The sequence below is a fragment of the Pseudomonas sp. FA-1 genome, assembly GCF_056856075.1.
This window is the reverse complement of sequence record NZ_JBWXTH010000009.1, coordinates 132553-151150: the sequence shown is the minus strand read 5'-3', so window position 1 is coordinate 151150 and position 18598 is coordinate 132553. Positions and strand designations below refer to the sequence as shown.

Below are 18598 nucleotides of genomic sequence, written 5' to 3'. Positions count from 1 at the left end.
AAGGCCTTTTGTCTGGGAATGTTGGGCTGTTTTACACATATCCCCCGGGCATTGAAAGGCTTTGGCTGGCAACGATAAGGCGCTCTCGCAAGAATGTTGGGCGCTCGTGCGTAGGGCAAATCGGATTCTCAATCCGGCCAGGCATCGATCAATTCCCGCGCCTCGCGGCTGGTCAGGGGGCGCTTCATCCGCTGCGACAAGGCGGCCATGGCCCTGGAGTAACCTTTGGCGATCACCGCTTCGACCTGGTCGTTGACACACTGCAGGGCGATGAAGTTGCCTTGTTCTGGTTCGCCGACGTACTCGATGCGGTTCCAGTGACGCCCGTGGCCGAGCACTTCCAGGGTACGCCCATGCTGGTAGGTCCAGAAGAACGGTACGTCATCGTAGCGGCGCTGCTCGCCGAGCATATTGGCGGCAGCGATGACGCCATGCTGCTGGGCCAGGCGCCAATGCTCGATGCGCGTCGGGCGGCCGGTCAGCGGGAAGGTGGCGATGTCCCCGGCGGCCCACAGGCCTTCGGCAGCCTGCATCTGGGCGTTCACGGCCAGCGAATGGTCATCGGCCAGGTCCAGACCATGCACGAAGGCAGTCGCCGGTTTGACCCCGACGCCCAGCAGGACCAACGGGGTTTCCAGGCGCTCGCCGTTGGCCAGCAGCACTGCCTGGACCCTGTCCGTGCCTTCGAAGCGCAGCACCTCGGTGGGGCCATGGAACACCACGCCCTTGCGTTCGTGCAGCTCGCGTAGGCTGCGGCCGATGCGCTCGCCCAACTGCTTGGCCAGGGGGATGTCATGGCGGGCCACCACATGCACGTTCAAGCCCTGCTTGCGCAACGCCGAGGCGGCCTCCAGGCCGATGAATCCATCGCCGACGATGACCACCGATTGCCCCGGTTCGGCCGCGTCGAGCAGGTGGGCGGCGTCGTCCCGGGAGCGCAGCAGGCAGATGCCCGGCAATTGTGCCCCTGGGATGTCGAGGCGCCTGGGTTTGCCGCCGGTGGCCAGCAGGGCGGCGTCGTAGTCAAGGCGCTTGCCATCGGCCAGTACCACCTGGCGTTTGTCGACATCGAGGAGGCGCACCTTGCCGTGCACGCGTTCCAGGTGGCCGCGGCGCAGGGCGTCGGGCGCCAGCAGGGCGGGGACCTCGTCGGGCGGCATCTGCCCGGCGATGACGAATTTGCTCAGGGCGGTACGGTCGTAGGATGGCCGACGTTCCTGGTCCACCCACACCAGGCGACCACCGAAACCATGGGCCAACAACGTGGCCACGGCCGCAGTGCCTGCGGCGCCGGCACCGATCACCACGAAGCAGCGGGCGTCGCTGTGACGGGGTGGGTCGTCTACGGGCAGGGCCTGGTCATCGACCCAGATCTGCTCGTCTTTGATCTGCACCGGGTAGCGGCGCAGGTCCGCCAGGGCCGGGGGCTCGCATACCGCGCCTTCGTCCACGGCGAAGGCGGCTTTGTGCCAAGGACAGACCAGCAGGCCGCCGCACAAGGCGCCTTCTTCGAGTGGCGCGCCGGCATGGGGGCAGTTGCCCTGATAGGCGTGGACCTGGTCGCCTTGACGAATGAGGATGATTTCTTCGTTGCCGGCCTGGGCTCGTAGGGGCTTGTGTTCGTCGAGCTGGTCGAGGCGGGCCACGCTGTGCTGGGTCATGGGGCGTCTCCAAGGAACCGTTCAGGTCCATTTGACGCCCTTGTCGCACGAGGGATGCAGGCAACCGACGATCGGAGGGGCCAGTCAGTCGGCGCGCACGGCCTTCAGAGCACCGGCACGGGTCGCCCGCAGCGCTACCAGGCTGCCGAACACGATCAACGCCGCCAGCGAATACAGCGCGGCATCGGTCGAGCCGGTCTGGTCCTTGATGAATCCGACCAGGTAAGGGCTCAGGAAGCCCGCCATCTGGCCGACCGAGTTGATGATCGCCAGGCCCGCCACAGCGGCGCTGGCGCTGAGCAGGGCAGTCGGCATCGGCCAGAACATCGGCAGGCCGGTGAGTGCGCCCATGGTGGCGATGGACAGGCCGAGCAGAGCGATGGTCGGGTTCTGGGCGAAGTTCACTGCGATCAGCAGGCCGATGGCGCCCATCAGCATCGGTACCACCAGGTGCCAGCGGCGTTCGTTGCGCAGGTCTGCCGAGCGGCCGACGATGATCATGAACACCCCGGCCAGCAGGTATGGGATGGCGCTCAGCCAACCGATCAGCAGCGGGCTGTCGAAGCCCAGGTTCTTGATGATGGACGGCAGCCAGAAGTTGATCGCGTACACACCGCTCTGGATGCAGAAGTAGACGAAGCCAAAGGTCCAGATCAGTGGGTTACCCAGCACGGCGAGCACGCCATCACCGCGCGCGGCTGGCTTGGAGGCAGCGTCGGCCTTGAGGTCGACCTCGATCAGCTGGCGTTCGGCTGGGCTCAGCCAGGCCGCTTTCTGGTAGCCGTCGCTGAGCAGCATGATCGCCAGGATACCCAGGGCTACGGTGGGCAGGCCCTGGATCAGGAACATCCACTGCCAGCCGGCCAGGCCATGCTGGCCGGCGGCGAAGTGGTCGAGGATCCAGCCGGAGAATGGGCCACCGAGCAGGCCCGAGACCGGGATCGCCGACATGAACAGCGCCATGATGCGACCACGACGGTCGGCCGGGAACCAGCGCGAAAGGTACAGTACCACACCCGGGAAGAAGCCTGCCTCGGCGGCGCCGGTGAGCAGGCGCAGGGCGTAGAACTCGGTGGGGGTGGTGACGAACAGCAGGCAAGTCGAAAGGCTACCCCAGGCGATCATCATCACCGCGATCCAGCGCCGCGGGCCGAAGCGGTTGAGCGCCAGGTTGCTGGGCAGGCCGCACAGCACGTAGCCGATGAAGAAGATCCCGGCACCGAGGCCATAGACGGTTTCGCTGAACTGCAGCGCATCGAGCATCTGCAGTTTGGCGAAGCCGACGTTGACGCGGTCCAGGTAGTTGAATAGGTAGCAGATGAAAATGAACGGAATCAGCCGCAGGGTGATGCGCCGGTAGAGCGCATCGCGGGTGATGTCTTTGCCTTGGTCAGGGGCGGGGCTGTATGCCATGATCGGGTTCTCTTTTGTTATGGTTGTCGCCGCGTCGCCTGTTCCGGCGCTCGCCCTGACGAGTCTCGGTGAGCGCAGCGCGGCTGTCTTTGTGCTTTTGCACAGCCTCCGGCACGGCCTGCTGTGCCGGCGACCAAAGCCTACCAAGGATCCCTGCATGTTCGAACTGGACCACGACCTGGCACAGGACATCGTCGACCGGGCGATGGCCATCCTTCCGTGCAACGTCAATGTCATGGACAGCCAGGGCCTGATCCTCGGCAGTGGCGAGCCGGAGCGGATCAACACCCGCCACGAGGGCGCGCAACTGGTACTGGCCAACGGCCGGATCGTCGAGCTGGACGTGGACGCGGCCAAGTGCCTGAAGGGTGTGCAACCGGGGGTGAACCTGCCCTTGATGCTCGATGGCCGGTTGATCGGGGTGCTGGGCCTGACGGGTGACCCACAGCAGTTGCGCACCTATGGCGAACTGGTGCGCATGACCGCCGAGATGCTCCTGGCCCAGCGCCACCTGCAAGTGGAGCAGCAATGGCGGCGCCAGCGCTGCGATGATCTGCTGGCCTTGCTGTTGGGCAGCAGCGGCGACTCGCCACGTTTGCTCGACGAGGCCCAACAGCTGGGGCTCAAACCCCAGTTGGCACGGGTGCCTTGCCTGTTCGAACTCGAGTCTGGGCCACCGGCGGAAACCTTGGCCGGCTGGTTGATGAGCCGCTTCCCGGACAGCTGGTGCGTCAGCCCCGCACGGCATTCGCTGCTCTGGTGCCGCCCGGCGAGCGTGGCCTTGGACGAGCAGCGCCTGGTGGAGCGCCTGGCACGCCATGGCTGGAAGGTCGAACGCCTGGCCCTGGGTAACGTGGCCCACAGCCTGGAGCAGTTGCGCCGCGGCTATCGGCGGATTCGCGACTTGCTGGCCTATGGCCGCGAAGTGCTGCCAGGCGAGCGCCTGCTCAGCCTTGGCCGTTACCGGTTGCCGGCCTTGCTCTGGCGCCACCGCAACGATGACGCCCTGGACGAACTGCTCGAGCCGTTGCAGCGCATCCGCGCCAAGGACACCAGCGGGCAATTGCTGGCGACCCTGCGCGCCTGGTGCGCCCACGACGGGCAGAGCCAGGCCTGTGCCGACGCGCTGGGCATTCACCGCAACAGCCTGCGCTACCGCCTGGAACGCATTGCCGAAGTCGGCGAGGTGGACCCATTACGGCTGGAGGGCATGCTGAGCTTGTATCTGGGGTTGCAGTTGCTGCCGGCGGAATAGGCCTGGCTGTGTAGCGCTTGGTCCGGTCCTATCGCCGGCAAGCCGGCTCCCACAACGGTACCGCTCACCGACCCTGTGGGAGCCGTGCCCTTGGGAAGTCTGGCGCGAAGGCATTCGCCCAAACACCACCACCACGCTTTTGTGCATTCGCCAGAGGCCACCTTGCGCTACACCTGTCAGCATGCGGGCTATCTGGATCAGGAGAATCCCCATGAAAATCGTCATCGCCCCCGATTCGTTCAAGGACAGCCTCGACGCTGCCGGTGTCGCCCGTGCCATCGGCACCGGCCTGGCCGAAGTCTGGCCGGACGCGGAGCTGGTCGAATGCCCCATGGCTGACGGTGGCGAAGGCACCATGGAGGCGATCCTCGCCGCCAGCCAGGGCGAACTGCGCCGCCAGAGGGTGCGTGGCCCGCTGGGTGCGCCGGTCGAAGCCGGTTGGGGATGGCTGGCATCCAGCCGCACGGCGATCATCGAAATGGCCCAGGCCAGCGGCCTGCAACTGGTGCCCACCGGCCAGCGCGACGCCTGCCGCAGCAGCACCTGGGGCACCGGCGAGCTGATCGCCGCCGCCCTGGCCGCCGGTGCCACGCGTATCGTCCTGGCCATCGGCGGCAGCGCCACCAACGACGGCGGCAGCGGTATGCTGCGTGCGCTGGGCTTGCGCTTGCTGGATGCAAACGGCCAACCGCTGGCAGAAGGCGGGCAGGCCTTGGCCGGCTTGGCGCACATCGATGCCAGTGACCTGGACCCACGTTTGGCTGAAGTCCAGGTGGAAGTGGCTGCCGATGTCGACAACCCCCTGTGTGGCCCCCATGGCGCTTCGGCGATCTTTGGCCCGCAAAAAGGTGCAAGCCCAGAGCAGGTGCAGGCGCTGGACCAGGCCCTGGGCCATTTCGCCGACCATTGCGCGCAACTGCTGGGCGAAGATGTACGCGATTTCCCAGGCTGCGGTGCGGCGGGAGGTATGGGTTTTGCCGCCAAGGCGTTCATGGGCGCTCGCTTCCGCCCTGGCGTCGAGGTGGTCGCGGACCTTGCCGGCCTCGACGCGCTGGTGCAAGGCGCCGACCTGGTGATCACCGGGGAAGGGCGCTTCGACGCCCAGACCCTGCGCGGCAAGACGCCCATGGGCGTTGCTCGCGTCGCCAAGCGCCATGGCGTACCCGTGGTGGTGCTGGCCGGTACCCTCGGCGAGGGTTACCAGCAACTTTACGCCCACGGTATCGATGCCGCGTTTGCCCTGGCCAGCGGGCCGATGACCCTGGAGCGAGCCTGTGCCGAGGCCGGGGTACTGCTCAAGGCGCGGGCGACCGACATTGCCAGGCTTTGGCAGGTGGCGCGCCGCTGAGGCGCGAGGCATCCTCATCCAGTGCAACAGCACGAGCAGCTTGTCGCGGGGCTAGACTGCCTGGTTGGCGTCAACGGAATTGGGGGAAAACCCTCATTGTCGCCGGCCAACCAGGCACCTAGCATGGACTTCGCCAATCCAACCCAGCTGGAGAACACCATGACGAGCCCCCAGGACGACAAGCGCCCCACACCTGACCCAGCCGAAGATAACGCGTTCTTCCCTTCCCCTTATTCGCTCAGCCAGTTCACCGCGCCCAAGTCCGACCTCAGTGGCGCCGACTACCCCAAACCCTACACCGGCGGTCGCTGGAAGGTGCTGATGATCGGTGCCGACGAGCGCTATCTGCTGACCGACAACGGGACCATGTTCTCTACCGGCAACCATCCCGTGGAAACCCTGCTGCCGATGTATCACCTGGACAAGGCCGGTTTCACCTTCGACGTGGCGACCTTATCGGGCAACCCGGTGAAGTTCGAATTCTGGGCGATGCCTTCGCAGGACGTTGAGGTCAAGGGCCTGTATGCCCGCTACCGGGATGCGTTCAAGCAGCCGCTCAAGCTTGCCGATGTGATCGAGCGGGCACTGGGCCCGGATTCGGACTATATCGGTGTGTTCATCCCCGGCGGCCATGGTGCGTTGATCGGCCTGCCCGAAAGCCAGGACGTCAAGCGGGTGTTGCAATGGGCGGCCGCGCAGGACAAGTTTGTGATCTCCCTGTGCCACGGGCCTGCTGCGCTGCTGGCTGCGGGGCTCGATGAAAGCCGTGAAAGCTGCATCTACAACGGTTACCGTATTTGCGCATTCCCCGATGACCTGGACGCCAAGACCCCCGACATCGGCTACATGCCCGGCCACCTGACCTGGAAGTTCGGCGAGCGGCTCAAGGCCCTGGGCGTGGAAATCGTCAACCAGGACATCTCGGGTGCAACCCTGCGCGACCGCAAGCTGCTCACCGGTGACAGCCCATTGGCCGGCAACGCACTCGGCAAGCTGGCGGCGGCTGCGCTGCTCGAGGAGGTCGGCGCAGAATGAGCCGCCTTTGCGTCGAGCGTATGTTCGCCACCGCCTTGGCGATCGAGGGCGCCACGGCGCTCACGGTCGTTCAGGACGCCGTGCGTAGCTACGCCAGCCCACTGGGGTACGACCGCTTCGTGCTGTTCTCCGCTACAGCAGCGCGAGACGAGGTGGTCGAGCGCATCCACTGGGTGGAGGGCAACTGGTTCGGCGACCAGTCGCCGGTGGATGCCGAAAGCTATGTGCGCCATTGCCCGGTGACCCGCCATATCCTGCACGCACGTGCACCGTTCTACTGGAGCAAGGTGTCGGTGGACGGCAACGAACGCTATCGGGTGGTGCGCGCGCCCAGTGTCCCTGGCGTCCATGGCCTGCAGGTTCCGGTGTTCGGCCCGGCAGGGCTGGAGGGGGCGATGAGCCTGGGCGGTGAGCGGATCGCCGCGTCTGCGCGTGAGCGGCTGGCCTTGACCATGCTGGCGACAGCGGCGTTCTGGGCCGCCCGTCGTTTGCTGGAGGCGCCGGTCGACAGCGATGTGCGCCAGCTCTCCGAGCGTGAGCGGGAGGTGCTGGCCTGGACAGCTGCCGGGCGACGCCAGGCCGACATCGCCGCGACCCTTGGCCTGTCGCCGCGCACGGTGGAGAACCACCTGCGCTCGGCACGCCGTCGGCTTGGCGTCGATACGACCGCACAAGCGGTCAGGGTCGCCTTGCGCAACGGCGAGCTGGCGGACATGGGCGATTGAACTCAAGCGTCGACGGTGAGCACCACCTTGCCCATGTGCTGACCACTTTCCATCAAGGCATGGGCCTTGCCTGCCTCGGTGAGGTCGAAGGTACGGAAGATCAGGGGTTTGACTGCGCCGCTGCGAACATGAGGCCAGACCTGTTCTTGCAACTGGGCGATGATCTGCGCCTTGTCGTCGGCGCTGCGCGAGCGCAGGGTCGAGCCGACAAGGGTCAGGCGCTTGGTCAGCAACGGGAACAGGTCCAGCTGCGGCGCGGGGCCCTTGAGCACGCCGATCTGCACGATCCGGCCGTTCAAGGCGGCGGCCTGGAGGTTACGTGCCACGTAATCACCGGCGATGATGTCGACGATCACATCCACGCCTTGGCCGTCGGTATGGTGCAGCACTTCACGGGCAAAATCCTGGCGGTTGTAGTCGATCGCCACATCGGCGCCCAGGGCCCGGCTGGCCGCCTGCTGTTCAGGGTTGGCCACGGTGGTGAAGATCCGCGAGGCGCCGAGTGTCTTGGCCAGCATGGTCGCGGTGGTACCGATGCCGGAGACGCCACCATGGATCAGCACCGATTCGCCGGCCTTGAAGGCGCCACGCTGGAACAGGTTGACCCAGACGGTCATGAAGGTTTCCGGCAGGGCGGCGGCCTCCACCATTGTCAGGCCTTCCGGCAGGTGCAGGGTGGTGCGCTCATCGGCGACTGCGTACTCGGCGTAGCCCCCGCCGGTCACCAAGGCGATCACCGGGTCGCCAATGGCAAAATGCCGAACCTCGTGGCCCAAGGCGACGACCTCGCCGGCGATTTCCAGGCCGGGAATGTCCGAAGCGCCGGCGGGCGGGTCGTACAGGCCCTTGCGTTGAAGCAGGTCCGGGCCGTTGACGCCGGCTGCCCGTACCTTGATCAGCACCTCCCGTGCGCCAGGCCTGGGCACGGTCCGGCGAGTGGGCTTGAGGACATCGGGGGCGCCTGGTTGGCTGATTTCGATGGCCATCATGTCGAAGCGTTTGTTCATGGGTTCCAGCCTTTTCGTGTAGGAGACTGCATGAAAGGGTACGGAACTGCGTTGTTGAGGGCGCGCGGCGATTTTGCGGCGCCTTGTTGCAGATGTGCTGCGAGGAAGAACATCGATGAATTGGGATGACGCCAGGATCCTGCTGGCCCTGGGCCGCGAACTGACATTGCGCCGTGCCGCACGGGTGTTGCGGATCGACCAGGCCACCGTGGGGCGGCGTATTGCCGCGCTGGAGGCGGACCTGGGCTCGACCCTGTTCCTGCGAACCCCGGGGGGTTACCAGCTGACCAGCATCGGCGAAGAAGCATTCGCGCTTGCACAAAAGGTCGAAAGTGCCGCACTGGAGCTGACCCGACGTATCGGCGGGGTCGACAGTGAAGGCGCGGGCGAGGTACGGATCTCCACCACCGACTCGCTGGCCTGCGACTTCGTGTTGCCGGCGCTGCGCGCGCTTCCTGCGTCCGGACAACCCGGACCTGATCCTGCGCAAACTCGCCAGTTGGCCGATGGGGCTGTATGCCAGCGCCGAGTACCTGCAGCAGCATGGCGAGCCGGTGCCGGGCAGCGGTTTTGCCGGGCACGATCTGGTGATGTACGAGCCGTATTGGCGCGACCGGCCGGTACCGACATTGGTCGATGAAGCGATCGACCAGGGGCGGGTAGTGGCGGCTGTGAATTCGAGCCTGATGGTGCGCCGCGCCATTGCCGAAGGGCTGGGTATCGGCGAGATTCCCATCGACATGGGCGAGCGCGACGGCCTGGTACGCCTATGGCCGGAACGCCAGCGCAAGGATCTCTACGAGGTGTGGATGGTCACCCACAAGGACCTTCGCCACACGGCCCGGATACGCCTGATCATCGAGCAATTGGCCCGGGCCTTCGCGCGCTGAGGCTCAGTCCTTGATCAACGCCCGCAACGCAGCCTTCGCCTCGGCACTCTGCAACCGCTCGACGAACAACTGGTTTTCACGCTCCACCGTGGCCTCCAGCTGCGCACGGTAACCGTCCTTGAGCAGCCGCTTGCTGATGCGCAGGGCCTCCTGGGGCATGGCCTGCAGCTTGCGCGCCAGCTGCCGGGCGGCGGCCAGGCACTGCTCGCCATCCTCATGCAGCTCATTGGCCAGGCCCCAGGACACAGCCTGTTCACCCGTGAGCAGTTCGTTGGCCAGCAGCAACCGCGCGGCCCGGGCGTGGCCAAGCAGCCGGGGCAGCAACAGGCTCGAACCGAACTCCGGGCACACCCCCAACGGGGCGAAAGGCATGCGCAGCTTGGCCGAGCGGCTTACCAGCACCTGGTCGCAGTGCAGCAGCAGGGTGGTGCCGATGCCGATGGCCGGGCCATTGACGGCGGCGATCAGCGGCTTGGCCAAGCCCATGACCACCCGCATCAGGCGGAACACAGGGCTGTCGCGGTCGCGGGGCGGGTTGTCGAGGAAATCGCGCAGATCGTTGCCGGCGCTGAAGGCCTGCGCGCCGCCGGTGATCAGGATGACCTCGACCAGTGGGTCTTCGTCGGCTGCGCGCAGCAGGTCGCCCAGCTGGCGATACATGGCGACGTTCAGGGCGTTGAGCTTGTCGGGGCGGTTGAGGGTCAGGGTCAGCAGGCCCTGGTCCAGCGCGTAGGTGATCAGGTCGTTCATGGCAGCCGCTTTTGTTGTTGTGGTCGGGGCCCGGGGCATGGACGCCGGGCCGGTGGCAGGGAGGGTTTATCACGGTGCTCGGCTTGTTGTACAGTCGTTCAGCCAGACTAGTCCCGATGAGAACCACGATGAGCCAGGAAGCCCGCTACAACCGCATGCTGCCGGAACTGCGCAAGGCCAACCTGGTCGAGGCGACCCTTGCCTGCCTGAAACGGCACGGCTTCCAGGGCGCCTCGATCCGCAAGATCTCGGCCGAGGCCGGGGTGTCGGTGGGGCTGATCAGCCACCACTATTCGGGTAAGGACGAACTGGTCGCCGACGCCTACATGGCAGTGACCGGGCGGGTCATGGGCCTGCTGCGCGAAGCCATGGCCCAGGCAGCGCCCAATGCCCGCGAGCGGTTGTCGGCGTTCTTTCGCGCCTCGTTCTGTGCTGAGCTGCTCGACCCGCAACTGCTCGATGCCTGGCTGGCGTTCTGGGGCGCGGTGAAAACGGCTGACGCCATCAACCAGGTGCACGACCATTCCTACGGCGAATACCGCAACGAACTGAGCCGCCTGCTGGGCGCGCTGGCCAGCGAGGAAGGCTGGCAGGGCTTCGACGCGGACCTTGCCGCCATCAGCCTGAGCGCCTTGCTCGACGGCTTGTGGCTCGAATCCGGGCTCAACCCCGGAACCTTCTCGCCGGAGCAGGGGGTGTTGATCTGCGAAGCCTGGGTAGACGGCCTGCAGGCAGGGGGGCGGCGGCGCTTCAGTGTGACCGAGGGCTGTTGATCGCCTGTTCAGTAACGGGTACGCTGCCGTCGCGGGTTCGAAAAACAACACCAATAAGAAAAGAGACAACACGCAATGACGCCTCGGGTACTGGTCGTCGATGACGATCCGCTTATTCGCGACTTGCTGCATGCCTACCTGTCCCAGGAAGGCTACGACGTCCACAGCGCCGCCACCGCCGAGCAGGCCGATGCCTTCCTCACCAGCCAGGATGTCGACCTGGTGCTGCTGGACATCCGCCTGCCGGGCAAGGACGGCCTGACCCTGACCCGTGAACTGCGGGTGCGTTCGGAGGTCGGGATCATCCTCATCACCGGCCGCAACGACGACATCGACCGCATCGTCGGCCTGGAATGCGGCGCCGACGACTACGTGATCAAGCCGCTCAACCCCCGTGAACTGGTATCGCGCGCCAAGAACCTGATCCGCCGCGTGCGCCATGCCCGTGTCGCCCAGCCAGCACCGCCATGCACCCAATCGCTCAAGCAGTTCGCCGACTGGTCGCTCGATACCGACCGGCGCCGGCTGATCGACCCCGACGGCGGCGAAACCCTGCTCACCCATGGCGAATTCCAGCTGCTCAGCGTGTTCCTGCGCAACAGTGGCCATACCCTGACCCGCGACCAGTTAATGGACCAGATCCGCAACCGCGAATGGGTGCCCAACGATCGCTCCATCGACGTGCTGGTCGGCCGCCTGCGGCGCAAGCTGCACGACGACCCGGCCGAGCCGCACCTGATCATCACCATCCACGGCACCGGCTACCTGTTCACCGCCAGCGTGGCGGCCTGAACCCCATGGCCCGCCTGCTGGTGCTGGCCCTGGTGCTGCTGAGCCTGCAGGCCGGGGCCGGGGAGCGCATCCGTTATTGCGATTACCCGGTCTACCCGCCGATTTCCTGGAGCGACGGGCGCCAGGTACGTGGCCTGGCGCCGACCGTGGTACGTGAGCTGCTCGGGCGCCTGGGCTACGAGATGCAGATCGTGGTGCTGGGCAACTGGAAGCGCTGCCTGATGGACGCTGCTGCCGGGCGGGTCGACGTGGTGCTGGCCTACAACACCGACCAGCGTGACCAGAGCATGCGCTTTTCCACGGTGCCGGTGCTGCGCGAGGAAGTGGCAGTGTTCTATAACCGGCGTCGGCCGGTGCATTTCGAGCGCATCGAAGACCTGGCCGGCTATCGCGGCGGGCTGCTGTTCGGCGAGAGCTATGGTGCCGAGTTCGACCGTTTCGTGGCACGGCACCAGAACATCGAATGGGTGTCCTCCAGCCAGCAGAACTTCGGCAAGCTGATCCGGGGGCGCATCGATTTCGTCATCCAGGAGCGGCGCACCGGCGAGCTGTTCATCGAGCACCTGCCCGGTGCCGAGGACATCCAGGCCCTGCCCAAGGCCCTGAGCGTGGACTACTTGCGTGTCGCGGTGTCGCGCCACTCACCCCTGAGCCAGAAGATGGACGCCATCGACGCGCAACTGCAGCGCATGACCGACAGCGGCGAAATCGACGGCTGGCTGGGGCAGAGCGAGGTGACCTACCGCGACATGATCGACCTGCCGGCGAACGCACGATGATCCGCCTGCACACCGATGGCCTGCTGCGCCGCCTGCTGCTGTTCATCTTCCTGTTCAGCCTGTGCTTCACCGTGCTGGCAAGCTCCGTGCAGCTGTATTTCGAGTACCGCCGGGAAATGCGCGACATCGAGGCGCGCATGGACCTGATCCGCGCCGGCTACCTGGCCAGCCTGGAACGCAGCCTGTGGGACCTGGACGAGGCGCAGCTGGACGTGCAGTTACGCGGCCTGGTGGACTTTTCCGATGTGGCCCGGGTGCGCTTGCAGAGCGAGGACTTCCGATTGCTGCGCGGCGAGGCCGAGCCCAAGGGGCCGCTGCGCATCGAGCGCTTCCCGTTGAACTACCAGCCGCCTTCGGGGCCGTTGCGCCACCTGGGCGAGCTGGAAGTCAGCATCGACCTGGGAGCGGTGCACCGGCGCCTGTTCGCCACCGGGCTCACCAGCCTTTTATGGATGGGCGTGTTCCTGTGCGGCCTGGCGGTGGCGCTGTCGGGATTGTTCTACCGCCTGGTGACGCGCCACCTGCAGGTGATGGCCGAGTTTGCCCGGCGTATCGGCGCCGGGCAGTGGCAGGAGCCTCTGCGCCTGGGCCGGCGTCGCTCGGCGCGCCCTGACGAGATCGACACCGTGGCCCATGCCCTGGATGACATGCGCCGGGCGATTCTCAGCGACATCGAGCGCCGCGAGCTGGACCGGCTGGCCTTGCAGGACAAACGCGACGAGCTGCAGGCCATGGTCGAGCGGCGTACCGAGAGCCTGGCGCGGGCCAAGGACGAGGCCGAGGCGGCGAACCTGGCCAAGTCACGTTTTCTGGCCACCATGAGCCATGAGCTGCGCACGCCCCTGAACGGCATCCTCGGCATGGCTGAACTACTGCGCGGCGGGCACCTGGACGACCTCGACCGGCAACGCCTGGACGCGTTGTACAAGGCCGGGGAAGGGTTGCTCACGATCCTCAACGAAGTGCTGTATTTCGCACGCTTGGAGGAGGGTGAGAGCCGCCCGGACCGGGTCGACTTCTCCCTGCGTCAGCTGTGCGAGGAGGTCATGACCCTGCTCGAGCCCCGGGCCGTGGGTAACGGTAACAGCCTGCATTGCCAGGTCGACCCGCAACTGGCCCCCTTCCAGTACGGTGCCGAGCAGTACCTGCGCCAGGTGCTGAGCAACCTGCTGGCCAACGCCATCAAGTTCACCGAGCACGGGCAGGTCAGCGTCCAGGTCCAGGTGCTGGGCAACCAGGGCGCGGGCCAGTGGGTGAGGGTAGAAGTCAGTGATGACGGCATTGGCATCGCCCCGGCCATGCAATCCAGGATCTTCGAACGCTTCACCCAGGCCAGCGACGCCGTGGCCCGGCGCTATGGCGGCACGGGCCTGGGGCTGGCGATCTGCAAGCACCTGGTGGAAAAGCTGGGCGGTCGCATCGGCCTGGACAGCGCCGAGGGGCAGGGCAGTTGCTTCTGGTTCGAGCTGGAGCTTGCCCGCGGCCGGCAGCCACAGGCCCAGGCGCCCATTCGCCAGGCTTCCCAGGCGCTGGATATCCTGGTGGTCGAGGACGTGCCGCTCAACCGCGACGTGGCCGGCGGCCTGCTCACCCGCGATGGCCACCAGGTGAGCTTTGCCGAAGACGCAGGGCAAGCCCTGGCGATGTGCGCGCGCCACCGCTTCGACCTGATCCTGCTGGATGTGCACCTGCCGGGCATGAACGGCGTGGAGTTGTGCCGGCAATTGCGCGCCACGGCGGGGCCCAATCGCGATACCCGGATCCTGGCCTTGACCGCCGGTGTTCAGCCTGCACAGGTACCTGGCTACCTGGAAGCGGGCATGCAGGGCGTGCTGGCCAAGCCGCTGCGCCTGGACAGCCTGCGCCAGGCCCTGGCCGAGGCGGCGCCGACGATGCCGGCCAAGGCGCCGGAGCAAAGCCTGGACTGGGCATTGCTGCAGACCCACCGCACGCTGCTCGGCGAGCAGAAGGTGCAGGGCTTGCTGGTGGGCCTGCGCCAGGCCATCGAGCAGCACCAGGCGGCCCTGGCCCAGGCCCTGCAGGCCAGGGACTGCACCGAGGTCGCGCACCTGGCCCATCGCCTGGCGGGCAGCAGCGACTCCCTGGGCTTTCGTGGCCTGGCGGCGGTGCTGCGGCGCCTGGAGGATGCCGCCTCGGCCGATGACCTGGCGGCACTCGAAGACCTCGGGGATCCCTTGGCCGAGCAGCTTGCCGCAGCGCATGACACCCTGGAACGCCTGATCCAGGGCTGACGTACAAAAAAGTTACGACTTTTTACATCTTCGATCCTTTCGTACAACGGCACCTTACATCCGTTTCCAATAATCGATCGCAACCGTGCTCCACACGGTCCATGAGGCTTATTGGAGATAACAATAATGAACTGCCGTAAAGCTGATGCCCGCCTGAATCCACTGCTTTTGCAGCGTACCTGCCCAGCCGAGGTGCGCCATGTCTGACACCACCGAACGCAAAGGTATCCAGCTGACCCGCGCGCTCAAGAGCCGCCACATCTTCATGCTGTCGTTGGGCGGTGTGATCGGCACCGGCCTGTTCATGGGTTCGGGAGTCACCATCAACCAGGGCGGCCCGATGGGCGCGATCCTGGCCTACCTGGTGGCAGGTTTGCTGATGTACCTGGTGATGGTCTGCCTGGGCGAACTGTCGGTACAGATGCCGGTGTCCGGCTCGTTCCAGGCCCACGCCACGAAGTTCATCGGCCCGGCCACCGGCTTCATGATCGGCTGGGTGTACTGGATGAGCTGGGCCACCACCGTGGGCCTGGAGTTCACTGCCGCAGGCATGCTCATGACCCGCTGGTTCCCCGACGTGCCGATCTGGTACTGGTCGGCCCTGTTCGTCGGCGTGCTGTTCGGCCTCAACGCCCTGGCTACCCGGGCCTTCGGTGAGGCCGAGTACTGGTTCTCCGGCATCAAGGTGGCGACCATCCTGGGCTTCATCGTCATTGGCCTGCTGGTGATCTTCGGCGGCATCCCGCTGAACAACGGGGCACCGGCACCGATGCTGGACAACCTGGTCGGCGACGCGGTATTCCCCCATGGCCTGTCGGCGGTGTTCGCGGTGATGATGACCGTGGTCTATGCCTTCCAGGGCTGCGAGATCATGGGCGTGGCCGCCGGCGAGACCGAGCACCCGGAAAAGAGCATCCCGCGTGCCGTGCGCAACGTGGTGTTCCGCGTGCTGATCTTCTATGTCCTGGCGATCGCCGTGCTCTCGGCCATCGTGCCCCATGAGCAGGCCGGCCTGATGGAAAGCCCGTTCGTGCAGGTGTTCGACATGGTCGGCATCCCCTACGCGGCGGACTTGATGAACTTCGTCATCCTCACCGCCATTCTGTCGGTGGGTAACTCTGGGCTGTACGCCTCCACCCGCATCCTCTGGGCCATGTCCAAGACCGGCATGGCGCCCAGGAGCCTGTCGCCGTTGAGCAAGCGTGGCGTACCGCTGCGTGCCTTGAGCATCACCCTGTGCTTCGCGCTGGTGTCGCTGATGACCAGCTTCGTCGCCGCGGACACGCTGTTCATGGTGCTGATGGCGGTGAGCGGGATGTCCGGCACCGTGACCTGGATCGTCATCGCCCTGGCGCAGTACCGCTTCCGCAAGGCGTACCTGCGTGACGGCGGCAAGCTTGAGGACCTGAAGTACCGTGCACCGCTGTACCCTCTGGTGCCGCTGCTGTGCATCACCCTGTGCAGCTCGCTGTTCGTGTTCCTGGCCATGGACGAGACCCAGCGGCCGTCGTTGTACTGGGGCTTTGGCTTCATTGCCCTGTGCTATGCGGCGTATTTCCTGGTCAACCGTCGTCGCCAGGGTGCTTTCGCGCCGAGCGCCCCTGGGGTTTGAGCCGCGCCCTCAACTGAAGGCTCAAATCGCGGGACAAGCCCGCTCCTACAGGAAAAGAAGCACCTGTAGGGGCGGGCTTGTCCCGCGATTGCGTTGGGGCAGGCACTGCAAAAACCTCAGTTGTACAAAGTTGTAACAAGGCACCGATCGAATTCGTTTGTCGTCAATTCAAATCAATAAAAAACAATGAGTTATATGCGTAACTTCATTTGTTACACGCAATATAGCCTCGATTGCCGCCTTGCTGAACACTCGTTTAGTATCTCTTCAAACCAGATCCCTCATACCACTCAAACAACATCGAGGCCTCCCATGACTAGCCCGTCGCCACTGCTGAGCAAGGTCGAAGCCGGCGTTGCCTGGATCACCCTAAACCGCCCCGAGCAGCGCAACGCCCTGGACATCCCCAGCCTGAAACAACTGCACACGCTGCTGGAGGCCTTCAACACCGACCCTGTAGTACGGGTAGTGGTACTCACCGGCACCGGCCGCAGCTTCTGCGCAGGCGCAGACCTCGCCGAATGGGCCGAAGCCGAAGCGCGCGGCGCCCTGGAAAGCTACGGCTGGACCGAGACCGCCCACGCCCTGATGCAGCGCCTGCACAGCCTGGACAAGCCCACCATCGCCGCCATCAACGGCACCGCGGTCGGCGCCGGCATGGACCTGAGCCTGTGCTGCGACCTGCGCATCGCCGCTGCCTCGGCACGCTTCAAGGCCGGCTACACCAGCATGGCCTACAGCCCCGATGCCGGGGCCAGCTGGCACCTGCCACGGCTGATCGGCAGCGAACAGGCCAAGCGCCTGCTGTTCCTCGACGAGCTCTGGAGCGCCGAACGTGCCCTGGCCGCCGGGCTGGTGGGCGAGGTTTGCGCTGACGACCAGTTGCCTGCGGTAGCCGCCGAGCTGGCCGGACGCCTGGCCAATGGCCCGACCTTCGCCCATGCCCAGACCAAGCGCCTGATCCGCGACGGTGCCCAGCGCACCCTGGCCGAGCAGTTGCAGGCGGAGCTCGCTGCCGGCCTGCTGTGCGGGCGTAGCCAGGACGGCGCCGAGGCACTGCGTGCTTCGATCGAGAAACGTGCACCACATTTCGTTGGCAAATAACCACTTACACGACCTTCTTCAGGACCATTCCAGATGAATTTCCAACTGACCCAAGAACAAGAAATGTTGGTGGAAGCGGTACGCAGCTTCGTTAACAAGGAGCTGCTGCCCTACGAGGAAGAGGTGGACCGCGCCGATGCCGTGTCACCCGAGCTTGCCGCGCAGATCCGCGGCAAGGCGATCGCCGCCGGCTTCTACGCCTTCAACATGCCTGAGGAGGTCGGCGGTGGTGGCCTGGACTACCTGTCCCAGGCGCTGATCGAACGCGAGCTGTCCAAGGTGTCCTGGGCCCTGCATGTCTTTGTCGCACGCCCCTCGAAGATCCTCATGGCCTGTAAGGACGAGCAGATCAACGACTACCTGCTGCCGTGCGTGCAAGGCGAGAAGATCGACTGCTTCGCCCTCACCGAGCCAGGCGCCGGCTCCGACGCCAACGCCATCAAGACCCGCGCCGTGCGCGACGGTGATGACTTCGTGATCAACGGCAGCAAGCACTTCATCAGCCATGCCGGCCATGCCGACTTCGCCATCGTCTTCGCCGTCACCGACACCTACGAGCACAACGGGCGCAAGCGCAACGCCGTGACCGCCTTCCTGGTCGACCGCGGTACCCCTGGCATGACCGTGCGCCGTGGGCCCAAGTGCGTGAGCAACCGGGGCTACCACACCTACGAGCTGTTCTTCGACGACTGCCGCGTGCCGGCCAGCAAGGTGCTGGGCGAAGTGGACAAGGGCTGGGAAGTGGCCAACGCCTGGCTCACCGCCGGCCGGGTGATGGTCGCCGCCAACTGCGTCGGCCAGGCACAGCGTGCCTTGGACCTGTCGCTGCAGTGGTCGGCCGACCGCAAGCAGTTCGGCCAGGCGATCGGCAGCTACCAGGGGGTGTCGTTCAAGCTCGCCGACATGGCCACGCAGATCCGCGCCGCGGAGCTGCTGACCCTGCACACCGCCTGGAAGATGGACCAGGGCAGCATGACCGACGGTGAGGCCGGCATGGCCAAGCTGTTCGCCAGCGAAGTGCTGGGCAAGGTCGCCGACGAGGCGGTGCAGATCTTCGGCGGCATGGGCCTGATGGATGAAGGGCCGGTGGAACGCATCTGGCGCAACGCGCGCATCGAGCGGATCTGGGAGGGCACCTCGGAGATCCAGCGGCACATCATTTCCCGCGAACTGCTGCGCCCCTTGCTGCGCTGATCGGCCTG

General features: G+C 65.8%; 15 protein-coding genes and 1 pseudogene. 12 read left to right on the top strand and 4 right to left on the bottom strand.

Annotated elements, in window-relative coordinates; all coding sequences use genetic code 11:
• Window positions 1–128: 128 nt before the first annotated feature.
• On the bottom strand, window positions 129–1661 hold the full coding sequence (locus AC1MHZ_RS17205; RefSeq protein ID WP_482966689.1) for an FAD-dependent oxidoreductase: 1533 nt from the start codon (window positions 1659–1661) through the stop codon (window positions 129–131).
• Window positions 1662–1745: 84 nt separating this feature from the next.
• On the bottom strand, window positions 1746–3074 hold the full coding sequence (locus AC1MHZ_RS17200) for an MFS transporter (RefSeq protein WP_084857899.1): 1329 nt from the start codon (window positions 3072–3074) through the stop codon (window positions 1746–1748).
• 157 nt (window positions 3075–3231) lie between these two features.
• Here AC1MHZ_RS17200 and AC1MHZ_RS17195 point away from each other — a divergent pair, with 157 nt between their 5' ends.
• The 4 genes from AC1MHZ_RS17195 to AC1MHZ_RS17180 all read left to right on the top strand — a co-directional run bounded on the left by AC1MHZ_RS17195 (window position 3232) and on the right by AC1MHZ_RS17180 (window position 7437).
• Window positions 3232–4329, top strand: coding sequence for a sugar diacid recognition domain-containing protein (locus AC1MHZ_RS17195; RefSeq protein ID WP_084857898.1), 1098 nt, complete (start codon window positions 3232–3234; stop codon window positions 4327–4329).
• 211 nt (window positions 4330–4540) lie between these two features.
• A complete protein-coding gene (locus tag AC1MHZ_RS17190; protein ID WP_465001077.1) occupies window positions 4541–5677 on the top strand; it encodes a glycerate kinase in 1137 nt (378 codons plus the stop codon).
• A 159-nt stretch (window positions 5678–5836) separates the two neighbouring features.
• Window positions 5837–6712, top strand: coding sequence for a glyoxalase III HchA (gene hchA, locus AC1MHZ_RS17185; protein WP_324816668.1), 876 nt, complete (start codon window positions 5837–5839; stop codon window positions 6710–6712).
• Window positions 6709–7437: a PA1136 family autoinducer-binding transcriptional regulator gene (locus AC1MHZ_RS17180; protein WP_482966688.1), complete on the top strand. Its 729-nt coding sequence runs from the start codon at window positions 6709–6711 to the stop codon at window positions 7435–7437. The genes hchA and AC1MHZ_RS17180 overlap by 4 nt, the downstream gene beginning before the upstream one ends.
• A gap of 2 nt (window positions 7438–7439) precedes the next feature.
• Here the strand turns inward: AC1MHZ_RS17180 and AC1MHZ_RS17175 are convergent, their stop codons facing one another.
• Complete coding sequence (locus AC1MHZ_RS17175) at window positions 7440–8426, bottom strand: NAD(P)H-quinone oxidoreductase (RefSeq protein WP_084857920.1); 987 nt, start codon at window positions 8424–8426, stop codon at window positions 7440–7442.
• Window positions 8427–8559: 133 nt separating this feature from the next.
• Here AC1MHZ_RS17175 and AC1MHZ_RS17170 point away from each other — a divergent pair.
• Window positions 8560–9334: pseudogene (locus tag AC1MHZ_RS17170) on the top strand (LysR family transcriptional regulator).
• A gap of 3 nt (window positions 9335–9337) precedes the next feature.
• Here AC1MHZ_RS17170 and AC1MHZ_RS17165 read toward each other — a convergent pair.
• Entirely contained in the window at window positions 9338–10084 is a 747-nt protein-coding gene (locus AC1MHZ_RS17165) for an enoyl-CoA hydratase (protein ID WP_084857894.1), read from the bottom strand.
• 128 nt (window positions 10085–10212) lie between these two features.
• On the opposite strand from AC1MHZ_RS17165, the gene AC1MHZ_RS17160 reads away from it, so the two are divergent.
• From AC1MHZ_RS17160 to AC1MHZ_RS17130, 7 genes are all read left to right on the top strand, one after another.
• On the top strand, window positions 10213–10857 hold the full coding sequence (locus tag AC1MHZ_RS17160) for a TetR family transcriptional regulator C-terminal domain-containing protein (protein ID WP_084857893.1): 645 nt from the start codon (window positions 10213–10215) through the stop codon (window positions 10855–10857).
• A 75-nt stretch (window positions 10858–10932) separates the two neighbouring features.
• Window positions 10933–11649: a response regulator gene (locus tag AC1MHZ_RS17155; protein ID WP_084857892.1), complete on the top strand. Its 717-nt coding sequence runs from the start codon at window positions 10933–10935 to the stop codon at window positions 11647–11649.
• Window positions 11650–11654: 5 nt separating this feature from the next.
• The gene (locus AC1MHZ_RS17150) at window positions 11655–12428 is read left to right on the top strand and encodes a substrate-binding periplasmic protein (RefSeq protein WP_143515224.1); all 774 of its coding nucleotides are present in this window, start codon (window positions 11655–11657) and stop codon (window positions 12426–12428) included.
• The gene (locus tag AC1MHZ_RS17145; RefSeq protein ID WP_482966687.1) at window positions 12425–14680 is read left to right on the top strand and encodes an ATP-binding protein; all 2256 of its coding nucleotides are present in this window, start codon (window positions 12425–12427) and stop codon (window positions 14678–14680) included. The genes AC1MHZ_RS17150 and AC1MHZ_RS17145 overlap by 4 nt, the downstream gene beginning before the upstream one ends.
• Window positions 14681–14879: 199 nt before the next feature.
• The gene (locus tag AC1MHZ_RS17140; protein WP_324816664.1) at window positions 14880–16292 is read left to right on the top strand and encodes an amino acid permease; all 1413 of its coding nucleotides are present in this window, start codon (window positions 14880–14882) and stop codon (window positions 16290–16292) included.
• A 312-nt stretch (window positions 16293–16604) separates the two neighbouring features.
• Entirely contained in the window at window positions 16605–17396 is a 792-nt protein-coding gene (locus AC1MHZ_RS17135; RefSeq protein ID WP_482966686.1) for an enoyl-CoA hydratase/isomerase family protein, read from the top strand.
• Window positions 17397–17429: 33 nt separating this feature from the next.
• Window positions 17430–18590: an acyl-CoA dehydrogenase family protein gene (locus tag AC1MHZ_RS17130; RefSeq protein WP_084857888.1), complete on the top strand. Its 1161-nt coding sequence runs from the start codon at window positions 17430–17432 to the stop codon at window positions 18588–18590.
• The last annotated feature ends 8 nt before the right edge of the window (window positions 18591–18598 follow it).